General features: G+C 32.4%; 12 protein-coding genes. 11 read left to right on the top strand and 1 reads right to left on the bottom strand.

Annotated features, from left to right (window positions below; translation table 11 throughout):
- Nucleotides 1-111: 111 nt before the first annotated feature.
- From ACXHHC_RS07390 to ACXHHC_RS07340, 11 genes are all read left to right on the top strand, one after another.
- Nucleotides 112-1,218 (top strand): LytR/AlgR family response regulator transcription factor, encoded by a 1,107-nt coding sequence (locus tag ACXHHC_RS07390; RefSeq protein ID WP_458228993.1) that lies wholly within the window; start codon nucleotides 112-114, stop codon nucleotides 1,216-1,218.
- Between the two features lie 281 nt (nucleotides 1,219-1,499).
- Nucleotides 1,500-2,369: a COG4315 family predicted lipoprotein gene (locus ACXHHC_RS07385; RefSeq protein WP_458228992.1), complete on the top strand. Its 870-nt coding sequence runs from the start codon at nucleotides 1,500-1,502 to the stop codon at nucleotides 2,367-2,369.
- Nucleotides 2,370-2,433: 64 nt separating this feature from the next.
- The gene (locus tag ACXHHC_RS07380) at nucleotides 2,434-2,790 is read left to right on the top strand and encodes a hypothetical protein (RefSeq protein WP_458228991.1); all 357 of its coding nucleotides are present in this window, start codon (nucleotides 2,434-2,436) and stop codon (nucleotides 2,788-2,790) included.
- An 11-nt stretch (nucleotides 2,791-2,801) separates the two neighbouring features.
- Nucleotides 2,802-3,218 carry an OB-fold protein gene (locus ACXHHC_RS07375; protein ID WP_458228990.1) on the top strand — a complete coding sequence of 139 codons (417 nt, stop codon included), beginning with the start codon at nucleotides 2,802-2,804 and terminating at the stop codon, nucleotides 3,216-3,218.
- A gap of 12 nt (nucleotides 3,219-3,230) precedes the next feature.
- Nucleotides 3,231-3,791: a YceI family protein gene (locus ACXHHC_RS07370; RefSeq protein ID WP_458228989.1), complete on the top strand. Its 561-nt coding sequence runs from the start codon at nucleotides 3,231-3,233 to the stop codon at nucleotides 3,789-3,791.
- Nucleotides 3,788-4,669, top strand: coding sequence for a DUF5777 family beta-barrel protein (locus tag ACXHHC_RS07365; protein ID WP_458228988.1), 882 nt, complete (start codon nucleotides 3,788-3,790; stop codon nucleotides 4,667-4,669). The genes ACXHHC_RS07370 and ACXHHC_RS07365 overlap by 4 nt, the downstream gene beginning before the upstream one ends.
- 158 nt (nucleotides 4,670-4,827) lie before the next feature.
- Nucleotides 4,828-5,406: a MarC family protein gene (locus tag ACXHHC_RS07360; protein WP_458228987.1), complete on the top strand. Its 579-nt coding sequence runs from the start codon at nucleotides 4,828-4,830 to the stop codon at nucleotides 5,404-5,406.
- 130 nt (nucleotides 5,407-5,536) lie between these two features.
- On the top strand, nucleotides 5,537-7,930 hold the full coding sequence (locus tag ACXHHC_RS07355; RefSeq protein WP_458228986.1) for a DUF5060 domain-containing protein: 2,394 nt from the start codon (nucleotides 5,537-5,539) through the stop codon (nucleotides 7,928-7,930).
- A gap of 278 nt (nucleotides 7,931-8,208) precedes the next feature.
- Complete coding sequence (locus ACXHHC_RS07350; RefSeq protein ID WP_458228985.1) at nucleotides 8,209-10,296, top strand: hypothetical protein; 2,088 nt, start codon at nucleotides 8,209-8,211, stop codon at nucleotides 10,294-10,296.
- A gap of 112 nt (nucleotides 10,297-10,408) precedes the next feature.
- Nucleotides 10,409-10,795, top strand: a complete 387-nt coding sequence (locus tag ACXHHC_RS07345; RefSeq protein ID WP_458227041.1) for a transposase — start codon at nucleotides 10,409-10,411, stop codon at nucleotides 10,793-10,795.
- A gap of 5 nt (nucleotides 10,796-10,800) precedes the next feature.
- Nucleotides 10,801-11,577, top strand: coding sequence for an IS3 family transposase (locus tag ACXHHC_RS07340; protein ID WP_458228984.1), 777 nt, complete (start codon nucleotides 10,801-10,803; stop codon nucleotides 11,575-11,577).
- Between the two features lie 147 nt (nucleotides 11,578-11,724).
- Here the strand turns inward: ACXHHC_RS07340 and ACXHHC_RS07335 are convergent, their stop codons facing one another.
- Complete coding sequence (locus tag ACXHHC_RS07335) at nucleotides 11,725-20,052, bottom strand: CUB domain-containing protein (protein ID WP_458228983.1); 8,328 nt, start codon at nucleotides 20,050-20,052, stop codon at nucleotides 11,725-11,727.
- Nucleotides 20,053-20,062 lie beyond the last annotated feature (10 nt).

Below are 20,062 nucleotides of genomic sequence, written 5' to 3'. Positions count from 1 at the left end.
GGAGCGAAAGTGAAAAAAAATAGTTAAAAAGGAAAATATGGGTGTGAAATGTTCCTTACTAATGGTACATATTGTCTAATTTTAGCTTGCGAAAAGTAGCTTGCTTACATTATGAAGAAAGATAGGTTGTATTTTTTAACGTTTATTTCTATTGCTTTGGTTTTTTTAGTAATAGCCTCTTTTGCCGTTAAATACTTTATAAAAGAAAGTGCCAATCAGTTAATAGAACTTCAATTAAGTTCTAGTGTAAGAGAATGTAATGAAGTTTCTAAGCTGTTATATTATCAGTTAGAACAAGGTATTTCTAAAGAAAAAGCAGTGGCTTCTATGCAACAAACCATACAAAATTCTAAAGAAGAAATTTCGTTTTTAAGTGCTTTTGATTGGTCTGGAAAACAGGTATGTCATCCTAATATAACAAAAGTAGGACAAGCAGTAAGCTCTAACCAGTCTCTTTTAAATTCGTTAAAGGAAGAAGATGCTTCTGATAAGTTATATGATTTGTTAATGGGGGTAAAAGAAGTATCTAAAAATAATCCAAAGGGAAGTGTGGAGATTGTACATATAGCAGCAGTAAGCAATTCGGATTTAATTGTAGCAGCGCATATGAATCTTAGCCAGGTGCGTTTAGAGATTGGAAAATTAAAAAAGAGTTTCTACACTATTTTTATGTTGATGGGAGGTTTGATTATTTTATCTTCTTTTTTAGTGGTTAGAATTATAGGTAGCTTTTACGAAAAACGATTGGAACAAAAGAACAGTAGTTTAGAGTCAGAAATATTGAATTTGTCTAAACTAAATACAGATTTAGTAGCCTATCAACAAAAAGTAGAAAAAAGCCAAGAGGAAGAAGATTCTCGTAAAGAAGCTAAGAATGATCAAAGTAAAAAGAGAATTCTAACCTATATTAGAAATGAGTTGGTTCCTATTCCAATTCATAAAATTTCGTTTATTTATACAGAAAATACCATTACCTATGTGGTGACGTTTGATGGAAAAAAATCTACGACAAATGCAAGTTTGGACGATTTGTATGCTAGTTTAGATACTTCTTTGTTTTTTAGAGCCAATAGACAGTTTATTATTAGTATTACGTCTATTCAGAAAATTATTAAGTACGGAAACAGTCAGCTTAAAATTTTGGTAACGGATGCTGATGCTGAAATTATTATTAGTAAAAATAAAGCATCAGAATTTAGACAGTGGTTAAATATTTAGTGTTGATCTGTAGATGCGTTTAATTGTTGATCTAAGGAATTTGTTATCAAATTTGTAGTCAATATAGCATAGTTAATTCATTCCAAATCTTTTTTTGTCTGGTTGATTGTTTCATGACCTTCTAGAAGCCTCATTTTTCCTTTTTGTACCAAGTCGTAGATTTTTCACCCCTTTATTTTTCCCTTTTAAGGTTAGTTTTTCCCTCTTACGTAGTTGTTTTAGTTTGGAAATAAGGTTGTTACGCATCTTTGCAGCAGTAATAATTTAAAAACAATTAAACGATGAAAAAATTAGCTTTATTAATGTTAGCAACAACAATCTTATGCTTTAGCTGTAGTAACGACGATTCAATTACGGACACAGGGAGTGAAAATCCAGTAGTAGAAAATGTAGATATTAAATTAACCAGTACAACAGGGTTTGGTTCTATTTTAACCGATGCAGATGGAAACACCTTGTATTTTTTCTCTAAAGATGTAAAAGGAGTATCTGAGTGTAAGGATGGATGTTTGGCAGCTTGGCCTTTATTTTATAAAGAAAATATTTCTTTAGGAACTGGTTTAGAAGCAGCCTACTTTGGAGAAATTACAAGAGCAGATGGTAAAAAACAAACAACTTACAAAGGATGGCCTCTGTATTATTTTGCAAATGATACCAAGGCAGGAGATGTGAATGGAGACGGAGCAGGAAATAATTGGTTTGTAGCCAAGCCAGACTATTCGTTAATGTATGCACAAGCCAACTTATCAGGATCTGATACTGCTAGCTTTTATATAACGAATGCTACTGGAAGAACCATTTATCTTTTTGCAAATGATACCGAAAATACAAACAATTATACACAAGCAGGACTTGCTAACAATGCAGCATGGCCAATTATTACTTTAGATGTAACTAAGGTACCAAGTATATTAGACATTAATGATTTTGGAACTATTACTGTTTTTGGAAATGCACAAGTAACTTACAAAGGAAGACCGTTGTACTACTTTGGAAATGATACCAACAGAGGTGATGCAAAAGGGGTAAGTGGTGTTTGGCCAATTGCTAACGCAGAAACTACAAGTTTAATTACAACTACAGATACAACTACAGACGATACATCTTCTGATGATGACACTTCTTCTGACGACGATACTTATACTTATTAAGCATTTCTGTTAAAAGAGAAAGTGAATGGTTGTTTGCTTTCTCTTTTAAAAAAACTCTACACTTATGAATTATAAAAAGCACCCAATAAAACTATTTTCCCTGAGCTGTGTATTCTTATTGTTGTTTGCCGCTTGTGAAGAACATGTAATTAATGATGATACCACAACACTCGTAGTTGTAGATTGCAATCCAGCTGTTTCATTAGCTACAGATATTACACCTATTATACAAACAAGATGTGTTAGTTGTCATAATGGTTCACAACCTCCAAATTTAACTTCTAGTAGTAGAATTCAGATCAACGCAGCAAGTATAAAAGCAGCAGTAGTGTCTAGAAGAATGCCTTTGGGAGGTTCTTTAACTACAGAGCAAATAGATGCAATTCGTTGTTGGGTAGACAATGGAGCTCAGGATAACTAAACTCTAATATCATGAAAAATAACACACGAAAATTAGGTTACTTATTAGCCATATTGATGACTATAGCAATAAGTTTTGCATTGTACTTATACAACAAACCTGCTTTAGATGTATTTGCAACAAAACCAGCGTTTTTAGTAACTGCAGTACAATTAATGAATCAGTTTGAGGAAGATGAAGCAAAAGCCAATACCAATTATTTAGAAGAAATTTTGGAGGTAAAAGGAACTGTAATTCTTTTAAATGAAGAGGAAGGTATTATCACCTTAGGAGAAGAAGGAGCAATGTTTGGAATTACATGTCATTTAGCAGAAGAGGAACTTTTAAAACTGAAAGAAATTAAAAGAGGAGCAGGCTTATCTATTAAGGGAGTATGTACAGGTTATCTAATGGATGTAGTACTAATTAAGTGTTTTATAATGAACTAAAAATAAACGATTATGAAATTTAAAAAACTACTTACAGGCCTGTTATTGTTTACAGGTATAATGTGTGGCTATAGCCAAGAAAAATATATAACTAAAAGCGGACATATCTCTTTTTTCTCCAGCACACCTGTAGAAGATATTCAAGCAGATAATAAGCAAGTATTAAGTATTGTAGACACTACTAATGGGAAAGTAGCCATTGCTATTTTAATGAAATCTTTTTTGTTTGATAAGTCTTTAATGCAAGAACATTTTAATGAGAATTATGTGGAATCTGATAAGTACCCTAAAGCTATTTTTAAAGGAGATATTACCAATTTAAACGCTGTTTTAACAGGAGCAAAAGAGGCTATTATTAAAGGAAGTTTAAACCTGCATGGGGTAACTAAACCAATTACTGTAACATCTGCTTATATAACAAAAGACACTAAGGGTATTTTGTTAAAAGGAAATTTTGCGGTAAAACCAGCAGATTTTAACATTAAAATTCCATCGGTAGTACAAAATAACATCGCCAAGGAAGTTGTTGTTTCTTTTGAACTGAATCATGAACCTTTCAAAACAAAAAAATGAAAAAAGTATTAATTAATAGCTGCTTTATCTTTGTTTGTTTAACAACATGGGCTCAGGATATAGATACACTTTTAGAGCAAGAAATGCCTAAGGAAGATACTTATACTACAGCTACATTTAAGGGAACCCGAATTTTAAACGGGCATTCTGTAGAGAATAGAAAAAAAGGAGTGTTAGAGTTTGTAATAGCACATCGTTTTGGGCGTGTAAATCTAGGATTGGATGAGTTGTATGGCTTGGATCAATCTAACATTCGTTTTGCTTTTGAATATGGAGTAACGGACGATTTGATGTTGGGAGTTGGTAGGAGTAGTTTTGAGAAAACCTACGATGGTTTCTTTAAATACAAACTGTTAAAACAAAAAGAACAGGGAATGCCTATTACTGTGTCGGCTTTTGGTAGTGCTGCTTATAGAACTTTAAAAGATTTTGAGCCAGGAAAGGAACTTAGCAACAATCAAAAATTAACCTACGTAGCTCAGTTATTACTGGCTAGGAAATTTAGTTCAGGTTTTTCTCTGCAAATTATGCCTAGTTATATACATAATAATACAGTACAACACTTAAACGATCCGCACGATATTTATGCGCTAGGTTTTGGAAGTAGGGTGAAATTAACAAAAAGAATGTCTGTAAATGTAGAGTATCATCATACTTTTAACCCTTTGGAGTCTATAAACGCTACCAATTCTCTTGCTTTTGGGGTAGATATTGAAACGGGGGGACATGTGTTTCAAATCATACTATCCAATTCTATTACCATGGTAGAAAAAGGATTTATAACCGAAAACACAGATCGTTTTTTTGACGGAGATATTCATTTAGGATTTAATATTTCCAGAGCTTTTCAGGTTCGTAAGAATAAAAAGAAGAGGTAAAACTAAGGGGTAGGTTTTATCTTAGAAATCGTTCCGCATTAGGGGTAGTGTGGGGCGATTTTGTTTATTCATAATCCGCTGTTAATAAGGTTTTATTACTACTGTAAAGCAATTGTAAAAATCTTTGAATTGCTACCTTTGTTACAAAGCTAGTTACTATGAATTTATCTTTTGATGTAAAAGAAATTGTAACCGCAACTATGGTTTTATTTGCGGTTATAGATATACTAGGGAGTATTCCTATTATAGTAGATTTAAGAAAAAAAACGGGACATATAGAATCTGAAAAAGCTACGATTGTGGCTGGAGTAATTATGATTCTTTTTTTATTCTTGGGAGATGAAATTTTAAGTTTGATAGGTATTGATGTTAATTCGTTTGCCGTTGCAGGGTCTTTTATTATTTTGTTTTTGGCTATGGAGATGATTCTCGGAATTACATTATTTAAAGAGGAAGTTACTCAGTCTACCTCTATAGTCCCTTTAGCGTTTCCTTTAATTGCAGGTGCAGGTTCTATGACAAGTTTATTGTCGTTACGTGCAGAATACCATGTAGAGAATATTATTGTAGCTATTTTAATCAATAGCATATTTGTCTATGTTGTTTTAAAGGCATCTAAGAAAATAGAACGTGCTTTAGGTGGTGTTGGACTAAATGTGTTAAGAAAAGTTTTTGGGATTATATTATTAGCTATTGCGGTTAAATTGTTTACCTCTAATATTGGTAAATTGTTTTAGCTGTTTTTATCTTTCATTGTATCAGTAGTTTAAGTCTGTAGTATAGCTATTGTAAAGTCGTTATTTAGAAGTTTCTTTTTCATTAATTATATATTTAGGATTGATTTATAATTGATTGAAAGAAGATTAAATGAGTTTTAGAATTGTATTCAGTTTTTGGTGTTGTTCATTGTTATTTGCAAACGGACAAATTGTTAAAGTTGATGGAGAGTTACAACAATGGCATAAAGTTGCTTTTACCATAAAAGGACCCAAAACAAGTGAAAATGCAGCAGTAAATCCTTTTACAGATTATCGTTTAGACATTGTTTTTAAAAGTGAAAAAGGAACCAAATATATAGTTCCAGGATATTTTGCTGCAGATGGAAATGCTGCTAATACAAGAGCTACTTCTGGAAATAAATGGCGAGTATTATTTACACCTACAGAAATTGGTAAATGGACGTATAAAGTGTCTTTTAGAAAAGGAGAGAATATAGCTGCAATATCTTACCAAGAAAATTCCAAAGCGGGTAAAAAAGCTTCTAAAGTAGATGGTCGTACAGGTAGTTTTACCATAGTTGCTTCTACTAAAACAGGAATTGATTTCCGTAGCCCAGAAAATGGTATGTTATTGTTCGATGGAAACAGGTATTTAAAATTTCAAGGGAGTAACAAACATTATTTAAAAGCGGGGCAAGGATCTCCAGAAAACTTTTTGGGATATTATGAGTTTGACGATGTAAAGGATTTAAAAGGAAAATTTTTACATCAATACCAAGTCCATGGAGCACATTTTAATGAAGATGGAAAGGAGTTTACCTGGCAAAATGGAAAAGGGAAAAATATACTGGGTGCGATCAATTATTTATCTGAACAAGGAGTTAATAGTCAATATGTGATTTTAACTACTTTAAAAGGTGATGGTTGGGATTCATGGCCGTGGGCTAATCCTAATGATTATACACGTTTTGACTGTTCTAAATTAGAGCAATGGAATAAAGTGTTTACTTATATGAATCAGAAAGGGTTGTTGTTGAGTGCATTCTTGTTTGAGTCTGAAAATGAGCAAATGTTAGACAATGGAGCCGCAGTTGGTTTAGAGCGTAAGTTGTATTACAGAGAAATGATTGCTCGTTTTTCTCATCTGTTGGGAATAAATTGGGTAATTAGTGAAGAAACACGTTTGTATCATAAGTTTCCACCAGCGTACAATGCACAAAGAATTCAATATTTAAACGGTATAGACCCTTATAAACATTCCACAGGTTTGCATAACGGAGTTATTAATGGATTAGATTATAAAGACGTTCCAGAGTATACTTATTTTGCATTGCATGCAAGTGCAGATAATTGGTCTCAGGTACATTCAAAAGTTTTGTATCGATTGAATGAAGCTAAAAGAAGAGGGCATCCGTGGGGAGTCTTTTTTGATGAATGTGTTTCTGCACAATATGGAGCAAAAACAGATAAAGACGATCCAACACATGTATTGCCTAGAAGAGAAGGAATATGGGGAACGTTAATGGCCGGAGGAGGTGGTGTTTCTTGGTACTATGGTTACAAACATCGTCAGAATGATTTGTACTGCGAAGATTTTACTTTGAGAGAGAAATTATTTAAGATTACCAAGACAGCTATAGATTTTTTTCATGACAACCACATTCCGTTTTGGGAAATGGAAAACAGAAATGATTTGGTAGACAACGGACGTTGTTTGGCAAAAGAAAATGAAGTGTATGTTGTTCAGTTAGATGGGGCAACTTTTGCAAATATTTACTTAGAAGAGGAACAAACCTATGAAATTAAATGGTTTGATCCTGTAAGTGGAGGGGCTTTACAGAATGGTACAAAAAAGATTTTGTCGGGAATAGGAAATCAATCTATAGGTAGACCTCCTGGAGATCCAGCTGCAGACTGGATTGTATACATTCGTAAAAAGGATAATGCTACTGAAAATAGAATTTTATTTGAAGAGATGAATGGTGTTATAGAGATTCAGATAGAAGATGTACCACTTGGAAAAGGATGGTCTGTAGAAACTAAAGATAGAGAATTTACTGGAAAGGGATATATTACTTGGACGGGAGAAAACCAGTTTCAGGATCCTGGTTTTGGTCTAACAGAAATTACGTTGAAGATTGAGCAAGAGGGAAAATATCAATTTAAATGGAGAAGTAAAGTAGGAGAGGGAGACAACCCAACAGAGTGTAATGATACTTGGTTGCGTTTTCCCAATGCCGCAAATTTTTATGGAGAAAAAGAGGTGGGGAATAAATTGCATAGGGTGTATCCTAAAGAAACCGGAAAATTACCGAATCCTGAAGGAGCAGGAAAAAAAGGATGGTTTAAAGTGTATAGTTCTAACACCTTAGATTGGACATGGGGATGTGCTACCAGTGATAATGATGCGCATGCTGTTTTTGTAGAATTTGATGAGCCAGGAGAGTTTACATTACAAATAAGTGGACGATCTAAACACCATATGATAGATGCAATACGTCTGGAATTATCGGAAGAAAGTAAAAAGTTGATTGCTAAATAAGGAGTTATATTTAATTTTGGTTTGTAAGTCGTTTTTAACGGCGATTAAAAAAAGCATTCGTTTAACTACGAATGCTTTTTCATGTTTATAGGGATCCTTTATGAAGGCTATGTGAGAAGTTATTGTAGAGATTATGAGGATGAATTGTCCAAGAATTCTTAAAAATAGAGTAGTGTATAATGCTGTTTAAAGTCAAAATAGGGTTTGTTTTGTTTTAAAAAAAATGGGAATTTGTAATGTTACTTAACATCATACATTTTTTATAATTAAATCATCTTATGAAAAGATTCTTAAGGTTCGAAAAATCGAATCAATTTTTAAAAATTACCAAAGCAGTAATTGCTGTTTTAGTAGTATTTGTATCATTTGCATTCAACCCACCTGCGGAAAGTGCAATATTAGAAAACAGTTTTGTAAAGGTAACTGTTGACAAGCAAAATGGAACTTTTACAGTGTTAGAAAAGAAAACCAAACAATTATGGAAATCGGATCCTTGGGTAAATGCTGCAGGTTTGTTAACGGTAAGGAATAAAGGAAAAGCAGAAGATTTAAACATATCGCTAAGTAAAAATATTACTGTTACTAAAAAAGGAAATTATAGTGTAGCTATTTCTTTTAAAAATCCAGTTTTTAGCAATGGTAAAGTCGCTACAGGAGTCGCAATACAAACTGAGTTACGATTAAAAAAGGCAGCAGCTAAATTAGAGGTAGAAGTGGTGTCTGTTAAAAAAGCAGGTTATAATTTAATAGAGTTAAGATACCCTTCTAGGGCTTTTAGCTTAGAAACAGATGTAGATAAAGGAGCAGCTGTAATTCCACAAAAACAAGGAGTTATTTGCCCATCATATATATTCCCAATGAATGGAGGTTCTTTTTGTATGTGGGACGATGCAACTTACTACTCTAAGACAAGTGGTAAACTACCTTTCTTTAACAATGGTACTGGTTTAACCATGCCTTGGTGGGGAACTCATAACGAAAAATCTGCGGTTGTAGGAATTGTTCACAAGTCTGCTTTGCCAAAAATGTTTTACAACATTAACAATAACGGACAGTATTTGTTTAACAGTGTAGGTAAAATGTCTCCTTATAAGAGAATTGAGTTTTTAGATCCGGCTTGGAATTTAAATAGAAACAACGAAACTAAATTAATTACCTACGAGTTTATTCCAGGAGGTACACATGTAGAAATGGCCAAAGCTTATAGAAATGAAGCTATTAAAGATGGATATTTTGTCTCTTTAAAAGACAAAGCAAAAAGAGACCCAGACGTAAATAAGTTACAAGGAGCTATTTATATGGGAGTATATGGAGGTTACCCTCATTATGTAGAAATGCCAGGAATGGCCTTTACTTTTAAAGATTTAACCAACATTATTAAAACAACACACGATGACTTAGGGGTAGACAATGCTTTTTTCCATGCTTGGGGAGTTTTCTCAAACTTTGTTCCTAATTGTTGGCCAATTAACGAAAATTTAGGAGGTGTTAAAGGCTTAAAAGAAGCGGTAGATTTAACTAAGAAGTATGGGTATTTATATTCTTCTTACCATGCATACTCTGCAACTTTGGAAAACGATCCTGAATTTAATACAGGGTTATTTGATACTACTAAAGACGGAAAGTTAATAAACACTGGAAGTAGATGGGCTAACATAGATCCTGATAAACAGTTAGGGTTGGCTAAGAAGAGCTTACACAAAGAAATTGCAGCACTAGGTCTAGAAGCAGATATTACAGATATTTCTTTTGCTAGATTATCTGATAAGCCAGAAAAGAACATAGGATTGTACAACTTGGCAAAATATATAGATTCTCTGAATTTGGTGAACGGTACAGAGCATGGTCAGCAACAGTTTATTCCATATTTTGATATGTTTGAAGGATTGACTTATTTGCCAACACATCCATTAGGACAATTTTCTCATAGAGCACCTTTATTCAACTTAGTGTACCATGATGCAATTGCAATTTTTGGTAAAATTCAAGATCCAGACAACCAAATTTCTAGCAATGGAGACTTTAGAGTAAAGTCCTTAAGAAATATGTTGTACGGATTAGGAACTACTATTTTCTTTTCTCCTTATGAGTTTGATGGAATGAAGGAGATGATTAAAGTAGCAAACAAGGTTGTTAGTCCGGTAAACAGAGAAACATTCTTTGCTGAGTTAACAAGCCACACATATTTAAGTGCCGACTTTAAGTTACAGAAGTCTACATTTGCTTCGGGAACAGAAGTAATAGTTAATATGGGACCTGTAGCTCAAAAAACTAAAGAAGGGTTAAACGTTCCTGCTTTTGGTTGGTATGTAACTTTGGCCAATGGAAAAATTCATACAGGAAGTTTTGGGATTACTACAAACTAGGAGATCTTAACTAATAAAAAGTAAAAAAAGAGCTTTGTGAGTGTTTACAAAGCTCTTTTTAATTATACATTGTTGTCCCGTCCTGAAATAGCGTTACACTAATTTTTCAGCAATGAATAAAAATTATGTAAAGCGTACTCAAAAGGACTACACTATGTCCTTTAAACTTCAAGTAGTATCAGAGATTGAGCGAGGTGAACTCTCCACAACCGCTGCTCAACGTAAATATGGTATCCAAGCAAGAAGTACTGTTGTAAGTTGGTTACGAAAATATGGTAACTTTGATTGGGAAAATCAAACTCCTTCCAATATGCCCAAGACTCCCGAACAAAAATTAATGGAACTTGAACAAAAGGTTCGATTATTAGAAAAACAAAAGGCACATTTAGAAAAACAATTAGAGCAATCCGATAAGAAATCTATCTTATTTGATATGATGATTGATCTGGCTGAAAAGGAGTATAATATTCCTATCAGAAAAAACTCCAAACCCAAGTAATCGATATGTTTAGAATAGATTATCAGCAAAGTATCTCCGCTACCTGTGAGTTACTTGGGGTGAGCAGACAGGTATATTATAGAGCGGTACAATCAAAGAAAAAAAAGAAAGAAATAGCTCAACAAGTAGTTGATTTAGTTGTTTCTATTCGTGGGAATCAACCTCGTATTGGCACAAGGAAATTGTATCATATTTTACAACAGCCTTTACGGGAATTAGGAGTGGGTAGAGATAGGTTGTTTAAGATTCTCAAAGCAAATCATCTATTAATCAAACCCAAACGAAGTTATCATATAACCACTAACTCTCATCATCGATTTAGACAGCACAAGAATTTGATTGAGCATCTGAGTATTACAAGACCAGAGCAGGTATGGGTATCTGATATTACTTATGTGGGAAATAGACAAAATCCGATGTATTTATCACTAACAACAGATGCTTATTCCAAGAAGATCATGGGCTATTCTCTCGATAATACCCTTGAAGTAAATGCTAGTATTAAAGCATTGAAAAAGGCTGTCAAAAATAGAGTATACCCCAAAAATCAATTAATTCATCATTCCGATAGAGGGCTGCAATATTGCAGCAATAGGTATCAAGAAATACTTAAGAAAGCAAAAATCAAATGTAGTATGACTGAGTCCTATGATCCTTATCAAAATGCAATAGCAGAAAGAGTGAATGGTATTTTAAAACAAGAGTTCCTAATTAATACTTCAAAACTGAATATTAGGTTAATGTCAAAGACCTCATTTATCCTGTTTGATGAAGACTCCTGAACAAATGCATAAACAGGACACAATAAAGATAAAGTCCTATAAAAAGAAAAATATCATCACAAATCATGATTTGTGATGATATTTAATAAATTTAATCTTTTATAAAACTGTAACGGTTTTTTAGGACGTAACAGAATATTTTAATTATTATTTACTAATAATTAATTGTTTTACATAGCTGTTCTTATTGGTAATTACTTTTAAATAATATACTCCATTTGAAAGTAACTCAAGATTAATAACTTGTTCGGTTAAACTATTATTTAGAAATTTTTCGTTTTTTACTATACTTCCATTAAGATGATAAATGAAGAAATCAGAAATAGTTTCATTTTGTTGTAAAGACATTATCTTAATCATATTAACTGCTGGATTTGGGGTGATGTAAATATTACTAGATGAGTTTTCACTTACAGAAGTAATGTTAAGTTTTACATTGTCAATCATTGCTTTGGCAGGTCCAGTACTTTCTTCTGGGATAATAGCTTCAATTTTAAGGATAACATCAATATTTTTAAGATCTCTTAAACTATTTGTTATGTCTTTGATTGAATGGTTTTTTAGCTTATTACTCTTTTTTTCTAATCCGAAATCAATCTTTTCGATATTGGTAATAAAATCTCCATTTAGATTATACAAATTAACTTCTAAAGATCGGTTTTTAGTAGCTCCGTATACAGACATGTCATAATTTACATTAAAATCAAATTCAAAAGAAGAAGAGATTATTCTATGTGCTTCAGGTATCTTAAGCTTTTGCTCTATAGTATAGTTTGTATTATCTCTTTTACTATCAAACGATAAGAATAAACCTTTGTTTAAGTCTGTGGGGTAAAGATTTTTTATAAATGTATTACTCTCTAATGTAGATGAGTTAAAGTGTGGTTTAAATATTCCATCCTCATTTGTAGTCCAATTATCAATAGTATCTTCTGTATTACATTCAAAACTTCCGTTTTGAATGTAGTTTTCAGTCTTTTCAATAACGCAACCAATAATTTCTGCATTACAATTTATATTTGCTTTCCATCCTGTTGAAGTATTAAACTCATCTGAAGTAAACACAAGCGTTAATACACCGTGTTGATGACTAGATACAATAGTTTTTGGTATTGTATTACCAGTGTATGCTTCTATTAAATTATTAGGTATTGCTTTTCCATTGTAGACATATAAAAAGTCAAAATTAGTTTCTAAATCAAATTCTTCAAAAGTAATAGAGGCTTTTTCATTTTCATTTAGCGGAAGAATTGTTATTTTATAATTCTCATTGTTACTATAATTCCCGTTTTCACCTCCTGTGTCATAAATAGATTGATTACAGAAGTTATAGGTTGTACTTACTTCATGTTTTTTTATTTCTCCAGAATTATTCGAATGACAATACGGGGTTATATAGAAATCATATTCAGTGTTTTCTAATAGATTGTTTGCTGTAAAACTGTTTTCTCTAGTGTTAAAAACGGTACCATTCCCTTGTGCTGGGACAAAGCCTTTTTTTCCATATTCAATTTTCCAATAATCTATTTCATTACTGTTGTTCCACTCTAACTTTATCTTAGTAGGTGATAGGTTTGTTGTTACTATATCATCAATAGTGTAAAATATTTTACATGGTTTTTCTACGCATTCAATTAAAGCTTTCCAACCATCATCTACTGTTGAGAATGAGTAACTTAAGAATTTAATAGTTAATGCACCTGAATCATCTGTAGAAATAACACTTGAAGGAACTTTCGACTGCTCATAAACTTCAATAAGTTCAGATGATGTAGAATCTCCATTGTATATTTGTAAGAAACTATAACGACCTAGTTTAAAAGATTCAAAGTTAAGTTTAACAGCTTTGTCTTCATCCTGAGGGTAAAATGTTTGGATATAGTTTTCAGAGGTTTTATACATGCCGTTTTCTCCACCGGTATCGTAGAAGTATTCTCCACATTCTAAGTCAATAGGGTTAATTATCCCATCTGAATTTATGGTTATTTTATTACTAACGGTACTATTAGAGAATCTACACTTATTGGTGAAGTAGAAATCGTAAACAGTATTGTTTTTTAAATCATTAAAATTGTAATTAGGCACATTTGTGTTTACAATAGTTCCCTCTCCAAATGTAAATCCTGAAATTCCATATTCAATTTGCCAAGAAATTCCGTTTTCGCTAGGCCATTTTATTTGTAAAGTATTATTCCCATTAGTAGTTGTTATTTCGTCTATGTTTATTGGTGTACAAGTTGAAGGAGTTATACAAGAAAATAATGCTTTCCAACCTTTACTTGTTGTAAAAGAATTAGATTTAAATCTTACTGTTAATGCTCCCGTTGGATCATTAGATGTTACTTTTTTTGGAGAATTATTTTCTTTGTAACTTCCTATAAGAGTACTCTGAGTAGAAGAACCATTATAAATAGAAAGTACATCAGTACCTTGTAGCTCAAAAGATTCAAAATCTAAGCTAGCCATGTCTCCTGGAGTATCTGGATAGAAGGTTACTGTGTAACTTTCATTGTTGTAATAATTATTAGTGTTTCCTCCTGTGTCATAGAAGTAGTCGCCACATTGATACTTATTTTTGGGTTTTGGTAAAGTTGAAGGATCAATACAACCTACCAGGGCTTTCCAACCCTTATGATTTTCATCTGAATTAGATATAAATTGTATAGTTATAGCACCGGAATAATCTGTAGGAGTTATAATTCCAGGGTTGGAGCTACCGTTTGTGAATGAAGCAATTTTATTGTAAGTAGAAGTGCTTTTCCCGTTATAAATGTGAAGATAGTCATTAACGCCCAAGTCTAAAGATTCAAAATCTAAGGTAACCTTACTTCCTAAAGTTTCAGGGAACAGTGTAATTTTGTAATTTTCATCATTGTCGTAATTTCCTGTTTCTCCTCCAGTGTCATAAAAATAATCCCCACATTTAATAGGCTCTACACAATTAATTAATGCTTTCCATCCTTTTGATGGAGAGTAATAAGAGCTAGAGATAAACCTAAATGTAAGTGCTCCAGTTGTCGAATCTGACGATGTAATTGTAGTGGGTTTGTTAAATTTAGTGTATATATCTTTATAATTTCCACTAGTACTTGTTCCGTCATATACATATAAGTAAGCATAATCTTCTAAATCAAATTCTTCAAAGTCTACATTTACCATTTTATCCTGAGAGTCTGGGTAAATGGTGACAGTGTAGTTTTCATTCTTAGAATAGTTGTTGTTTTCTCCACCAGTGTCATAAAAGTAATTCCCACATTTTAGGGGAGCTACGCAGCTAATTAGTGCTTTCCATCCAGTAGCTGTACTATAGGAATTAGAGTCAAATCTTATAGTAAGTGCTCCTGAATCTAGATCGGAAGAAGTAATTTGACTAGGTTTAGAGGAGCGGTTGTATGATCCAATTAAATTAGAAGTAGAGGTTCCATTGTATATGTACAAGTAATCATTTGAGCCTAAATCAAAACTTTCAAAGTTTAGATTTACCATTTTGTCTTTCTGCTCTGGGAAAATAGTAATAGTATAATCTTCATTGTATTGATAATCCCCGTTTTCTCCGCCAGTATCGTAGAAATAGTCTCCACAACCAATAGGCTCTACGCAACTAATTAAAGCTTTCCAACCACTTAAAGGGGAACTGTAAGAGTTAGAGATAAACTTAAATGTAAGTGCTCCCGTAGTGTTGTCTGAGGATGTAATTTTAGTTGGCTTTGTATAATTGTTATATATACCTTTAGAGTTTCCATTAGCAGATGTTCCATCGTACACATACAAGTAAGCATAAGAACCTAAATTAAAATCTTCAAAGTTTACACTTACCATTTTTCCTGGAGTGTTAGGGTATACGGTTACAGTGTAGTTTTCATTATTTGAATAGTTACCATTTTCTCCACCAGTGTCATAGAAGTATTCCCCGCAAGTATATGTAATTGGGTCTTCACAACCAACGAGTGCTTTCCATCCTTTTCCAGTTGTACTGTAGGAGTACGAATAGAATCTTACGGTTAATGCACCAGAGTCACTATCAGTAGAAACAATCTTTTCAGTTGGTATGTTGCTGTTTGAATATCTAACACTAGACCCTGAAGTTGAGGTTCCATTGTAGATATAAAAATATGAATTGTTGCCTAAGTCAAAGTCTTCAAAATCAAGACTTACCCTTTTGCCTTTTTCACTTGGGTGAATAGTAATTGTGTAATTTTCGTTTTGTTGATAGTTTTCAGATGCTCCACCTGTATCGTAAAAATAATCACCACAGCCAATAGGGTCAACACAGCTTATTAAACCCTTCCAACCGCTTGCTTGTCCAGAATAGTTAGATCTAAATCTAAAAGTTAGAGCTCCTGTTTTATTGTTGGTTGATGTTATTGTTTTTTTTGATGATGCACTATTTAAACCTGCTTTTAAATTTCCATTAACTGAATCACCATCAAATACATCCAAATAATCATAAGTATTTAATTCAAGTTCTTCAAAATTTACACTAACCATTTTCCCTTCTTCACTAGGATAAATAGTAGTAACATAACTTTCACTGTTAAAGTAGTCTTCTTTTTCACCTCCTGTGTCGTAAAAATAGTCTCCACAACTTAAAGATTCTACACAACTTACAAGGGCTTTCCAACCTTTACCAGGTGTACTGTAAGAGTAGGAGTAAAACTTTATGGTTAGTGCTCCAGACTCATTATGAGAAGATGTGATTTTTTGTGGTTTATAATAATTAGAGTAATAACCTTTTCTATAGCCATTAGTAGAAGTACCATCAAATACTTCAAAATAATCAGAACCAGTAAGGTCAAAAAGGTCAAAATCTAAGCTTACCATTTTTCCTTCTTCACTAGGATAAATAGTAATAACATAACTTTCATTGTTTAAGTAGTTGCCTTTTTCACCTCCTGTGTCGTAAAAATAGTCTCCACATTTGTAGTCTTTCAATGTTTTAATTACGTGCTTAATTGTTTCACTATTTGAATATGGGCTACAATGGCTAGTGATGTAGAAATCGTAATTTGTGTCTTCTTCTAAATTACTAATAGGTTGACTCGTGTTGTTTGTCTCAATGATTATTCCATAACCTATTTTAAAACCGCTCACTCCATATTCTATAGTCCATGATGTTCCTAAAGAACTTGTGGACCAAGATAGGTCTACACTATTTTTTGTTAAGTTACTGGATCTTATTGTAGTAATTGATCCACATTTTCTTGTTTTTGTACTGTACTTTTTACTTGTATTGCTAGTTCCGTATAAATTACAGTGACTAGTAATATAAAAATCATAAGTTGTGTCTTCTTCAAGACCATTTAAAGCTATAGTGTTGTTTTTTGAATTTAGAATGTTACCATCTCCTAACTTGAAGCCACTTTTACCGTATTCAATAGTCCAAGATATTGCATTATTTGAGCCCCATGATAATTTTAAACTATTGGTTTTAACATCTGAAAAATAAGGATAACTAACAGTTTCACAATATTCTGTTTTATAAGTGAATTTTCTACTGATTTTTGTTGGGTCACAAGTTGGTGTTATATAAAAATCATAAGAAGTGTTTTCTTCTAGCTCATCTATTTGTACTTTTCTATCTGAGGTTTTGATTTTTGTACCTTTTCCTATACTAAAACCTGAAGGTCCATATTCTATAATCCAATCAGTTTTAATATCTGAAGAAATCCATTGTAAGGAGATGCTATTGTTTGTTATACTGTGACCGTTTAAGTAATTAATGGTAGTACAATGGTCAGTAGAGAAAACTTGTTGCGTTGCTTTACTATTATTACATAAAGGAGCTACGCTAAAATTATAATTTGTACCCGGTTTTAAATTTTTAATTAAAGCTGATGGTTCTTTTACAGTAATTTTGTTAGATGTTAAATATCCAACAGGAGCATATTTAATTTCCCAAGCATAAGAAACAGGATCATCCCAGTTGAACTTGATAAAATTATGTGCATGGTCTTGATATTTGATATTAGTAATATTATAACAACTAGAGGTTGTAAAACTTCTAGTGTCTGAGTATACAATATTGGAGCAGCTATTCTTCTTCCCAACTCTCCAATAGTAGGTGCTGTTGTAATTCAGTTTCTTAGGAGAGTACGAAGAGGTATGACTTTTATTTGATTCAATAATATTATTAAAACTACTATCCAAAGCAATTTCAATACTGTAATAGTCTAGAAAAAGGTCTTTAGACCAGGTAAAGTTGTAGCCTATTGTTGGTATTTCTATATTATTATTAGGTGTTGTAAGTGTTGTTTTAGCAGGTTTTGTTGCTTTTACTAAAACTTTTACAGGAAACAAAACTTCGGTTAAATCAGTTTTAGCTTTAATGGTAAAGTTGTAGAAATTTGTTTGAGTATTATTACTAGTGTTTACAATGGCATTTAATTTAATCCCGTTTGTATAAATACCTGAAATACTGTTTTGAGATAATTGAATATCTAAGAAATTAGATTTATTTACAATACTAAGCTCAGTGTTTCCAGAATAGGCAGCAAATGTTTGGTATGTGAAAGGGATTTCGATTTGATCTCCTGCACATACTTCATAATTGTTTTGTTGTGAGAATAAAGCTATCTCACCTGTTTCAATTGTAAAGTTGGATTTATTTATGTTAAAAAAGATATTATCTACTGCTTTAATCATTAAACGAGCATTACTTGTCTCTGGTATAAATGGTAAGCTAATAGTTGCAGAACCTGTATTAGGAACTTTAGTAATAAAATGAGGAAAGCTAATTCCACCATCAGTTGAGATATATACTTCTACCTCTGAAACATTAATTGGTAATTGATCTGTATTTCCAACATTCCATTCTAGTTTAAAAGGAGATCCAGTTTTAATTTTTTGGTTAGTGTTTAGAGATTTTACGAAGAAAGAACTTGAATTGTTAGCAACAGTTAAACTTACAGCATCACTTGCTGTTTCTCCACCGGCTAGATTATTATCTCTAACTGTAATTACAAATTCCATTTCCCTTGCTACACTAGGTAAAACTTCCCATTTAGAGTTTATGTTGTTTACTATACTGTTTAATTCTGGAAAATATCTACTAGAAGACTGTGTTGGTAAAAAAGACCTAAATAAAGGTCCTACTGTTTGACTAGAATATGGGGCAGAACTATTAGGGTTCTCAGGATCATTTTGCTCCCAACAATAAGTTAGGTTAGAGGAATCTGTATCATTAGCTATAGCTTCTAAAACAAAAGGAGTGGACTTGGGTATAAAATAATCTTTTCCTGCATCTACTGTTGGTCGTTGGTTATTTGTGCTTTCAATAGTAGCACAACTACTTCCGTTTATTATCCATTCTTTTACATCTCGAATATCAACATAATTAAAATAATCATCCCAATGATCTTGTACATTATCAGAGCAAATCCCCGCATAACTCATTATTGTGCTTCCACTTCCGGGTTCAACCTCACTATTTAAACCACTTCTACATACCCTACTACCCTGAACATGATAGCTTCCAAATTGATGCCCCATTTCATGGGCAATTAGTAGGTTCATGTCATCACTTGCTGGGTCTTGATGAACTGAGAAACCACTTCCTTTTTTTCCAGTTGTACAAGTACATGCAATACAACCTGCGTTTCCATACCTACTATTTTCGTGATGAAATAAATGTCCTATATCATAATTAGGATTTTTAATTTTAGAGTCAAGTACGGTTTGTAACTGACTGTTGTAGCTTTGTGTACCTTTAATAAAAGGGTCTGAATTTGAGTCTAAGTAGATAATGTCATCGTTATTACCAACTAACTCCATAGTTATTCCAAAATCTCTTTCAAAAATTTCGTTTAATCGAATAAGGGAGTTTGTAATTGCTGTTAAAACTTTTATTTTTCTTTCATGATCAGTTGTTTCTGTTCCATCTAAAAAGAAATTAGAGTACTCTCCAGAGGCAGCAACAGCTAATCTATATTTTCTTAATCCATTAGAAAAACTTGTAGAGGCAGTACTATTTTGCTTAAAAGATTTCGTTTTTACTTCTTGGATGGTTTCACATTCTAATTTATCTTGATAAGATTCGTTGCTGAATTTGTAAAAATGGTGAGTTGTCGCATTTTTTTCAGGCTTAATAATAAGAGACTCTTTATTGGGTCTATGTATTATTCCTGAAATTCCAATACTTTTATTATAATTAAATCTTATAGTTTCTTTTTGATTATTAATATTAGTACCATAATAGGTCTTAATCTCAGGATATTTCTGTGCAAGTTCTTCGGAAAAAACGGATTTTTTTAAGACTCTAAATGTTTTAATATTTCCCTTGTCATCAGGAAAAGAAATTATTTCGAGGGAGCCTATGTTTTGTAACAAGTTTTTATTTAGCTCGTATGTCTTTATTTGATTGTAATCTTTGGAGTGTTGTAGGCTAGCATTGTTAAAACTACTAGAGCTCCAAGGGTTAATCTGAGAGTAAAATGATAAAGAAAACATGCATAAGAATGCAATAAGTATATTTTTCATAGCTATTAAA

Source organism: Wenyingzhuangia sp. IMCC45574 (genome assembly GCF_054182685.1).
The sequence above is the reverse complement of the archived record's forward strand: the minus strand, read 5'-3'. Positions and strand labels throughout refer to the sequence as shown.

Bases quoted from the DNA above. Each gene is read 5' to 3' on its own strand.
- ACXHHC_RS07390 (WP_458228993.1), top strand. From the start codon at position 112: ATGAAGAAAGATAGGTTGTATTTTTTAACGTTTATTTCTATTGCTTTG.
- ACXHHC_RS07385 (WP_458228992.1), top strand. From the start codon at position 1,500: ATGAAAAAATTAGCTTTATTAATGTTAGCAACAACAATCTTATGCTTT.
- ACXHHC_RS07380 (WP_458228991.1), top strand. From the start codon at position 2,434: ATGAATTATAAAAAGCACCCAATAAAACTATTTTCCCTGAGCTGTGTA.
- ACXHHC_RS07375 (WP_458228990.1), top strand. From the start codon at position 2,802: ATGAAAAATAACACACGAAAATTAGGTTACTTATTAGCCATATTGATG.
- ACXHHC_RS07370 (WP_458228989.1), top strand. From the start codon at position 3,231: ATGAAATTTAAAAAACTACTTACAGGCCTGTTATTGTTTACAGGTATA.
- ACXHHC_RS07365 (WP_458228988.1), top strand. From the start codon at position 3,788: ATGAAAAAAGTATTAATTAATAGCTGCTTTATCTTTGTTTGTTTAACA.
- ACXHHC_RS07360 (WP_458228987.1), top strand. From the start codon at position 4,828: ATGAATTTATCTTTTGATGTAAAAGAAATTGTAACCGCAACTATGGTT.
- ACXHHC_RS07355 (WP_458228986.1), top strand. From the start codon at position 5,537: ATGAGTTTTAGAATTGTATTCAGTTTTTGGTGTTGTTCATTGTTATTT.
- ACXHHC_RS07350 (WP_458228985.1), top strand. From the start codon at position 8,209: ATGAAAAGATTCTTAAGGTTCGAAAAATCGAATCAATTTTTAAAAATT.
- ACXHHC_RS07345 (WP_458227041.1), top strand. From the start codon at position 10,409: ATGAATAAAAATTATGTAAAGCGTACTCAAAAGGACTACACTATGTCC.
- ACXHHC_RS07340 (WP_458228984.1), top strand. From the start codon at position 10,801: ATGTTTAGAATAGATTATCAGCAAAGTATCTCCGCTACCTGTGAGTTA.
- ACXHHC_RS07335 (WP_458228983.1), bottom strand. From the start codon at position 20,052: ATGAAAAATATACTTATTGCATTCTTATGCATGTTTTCTTTATCATTT.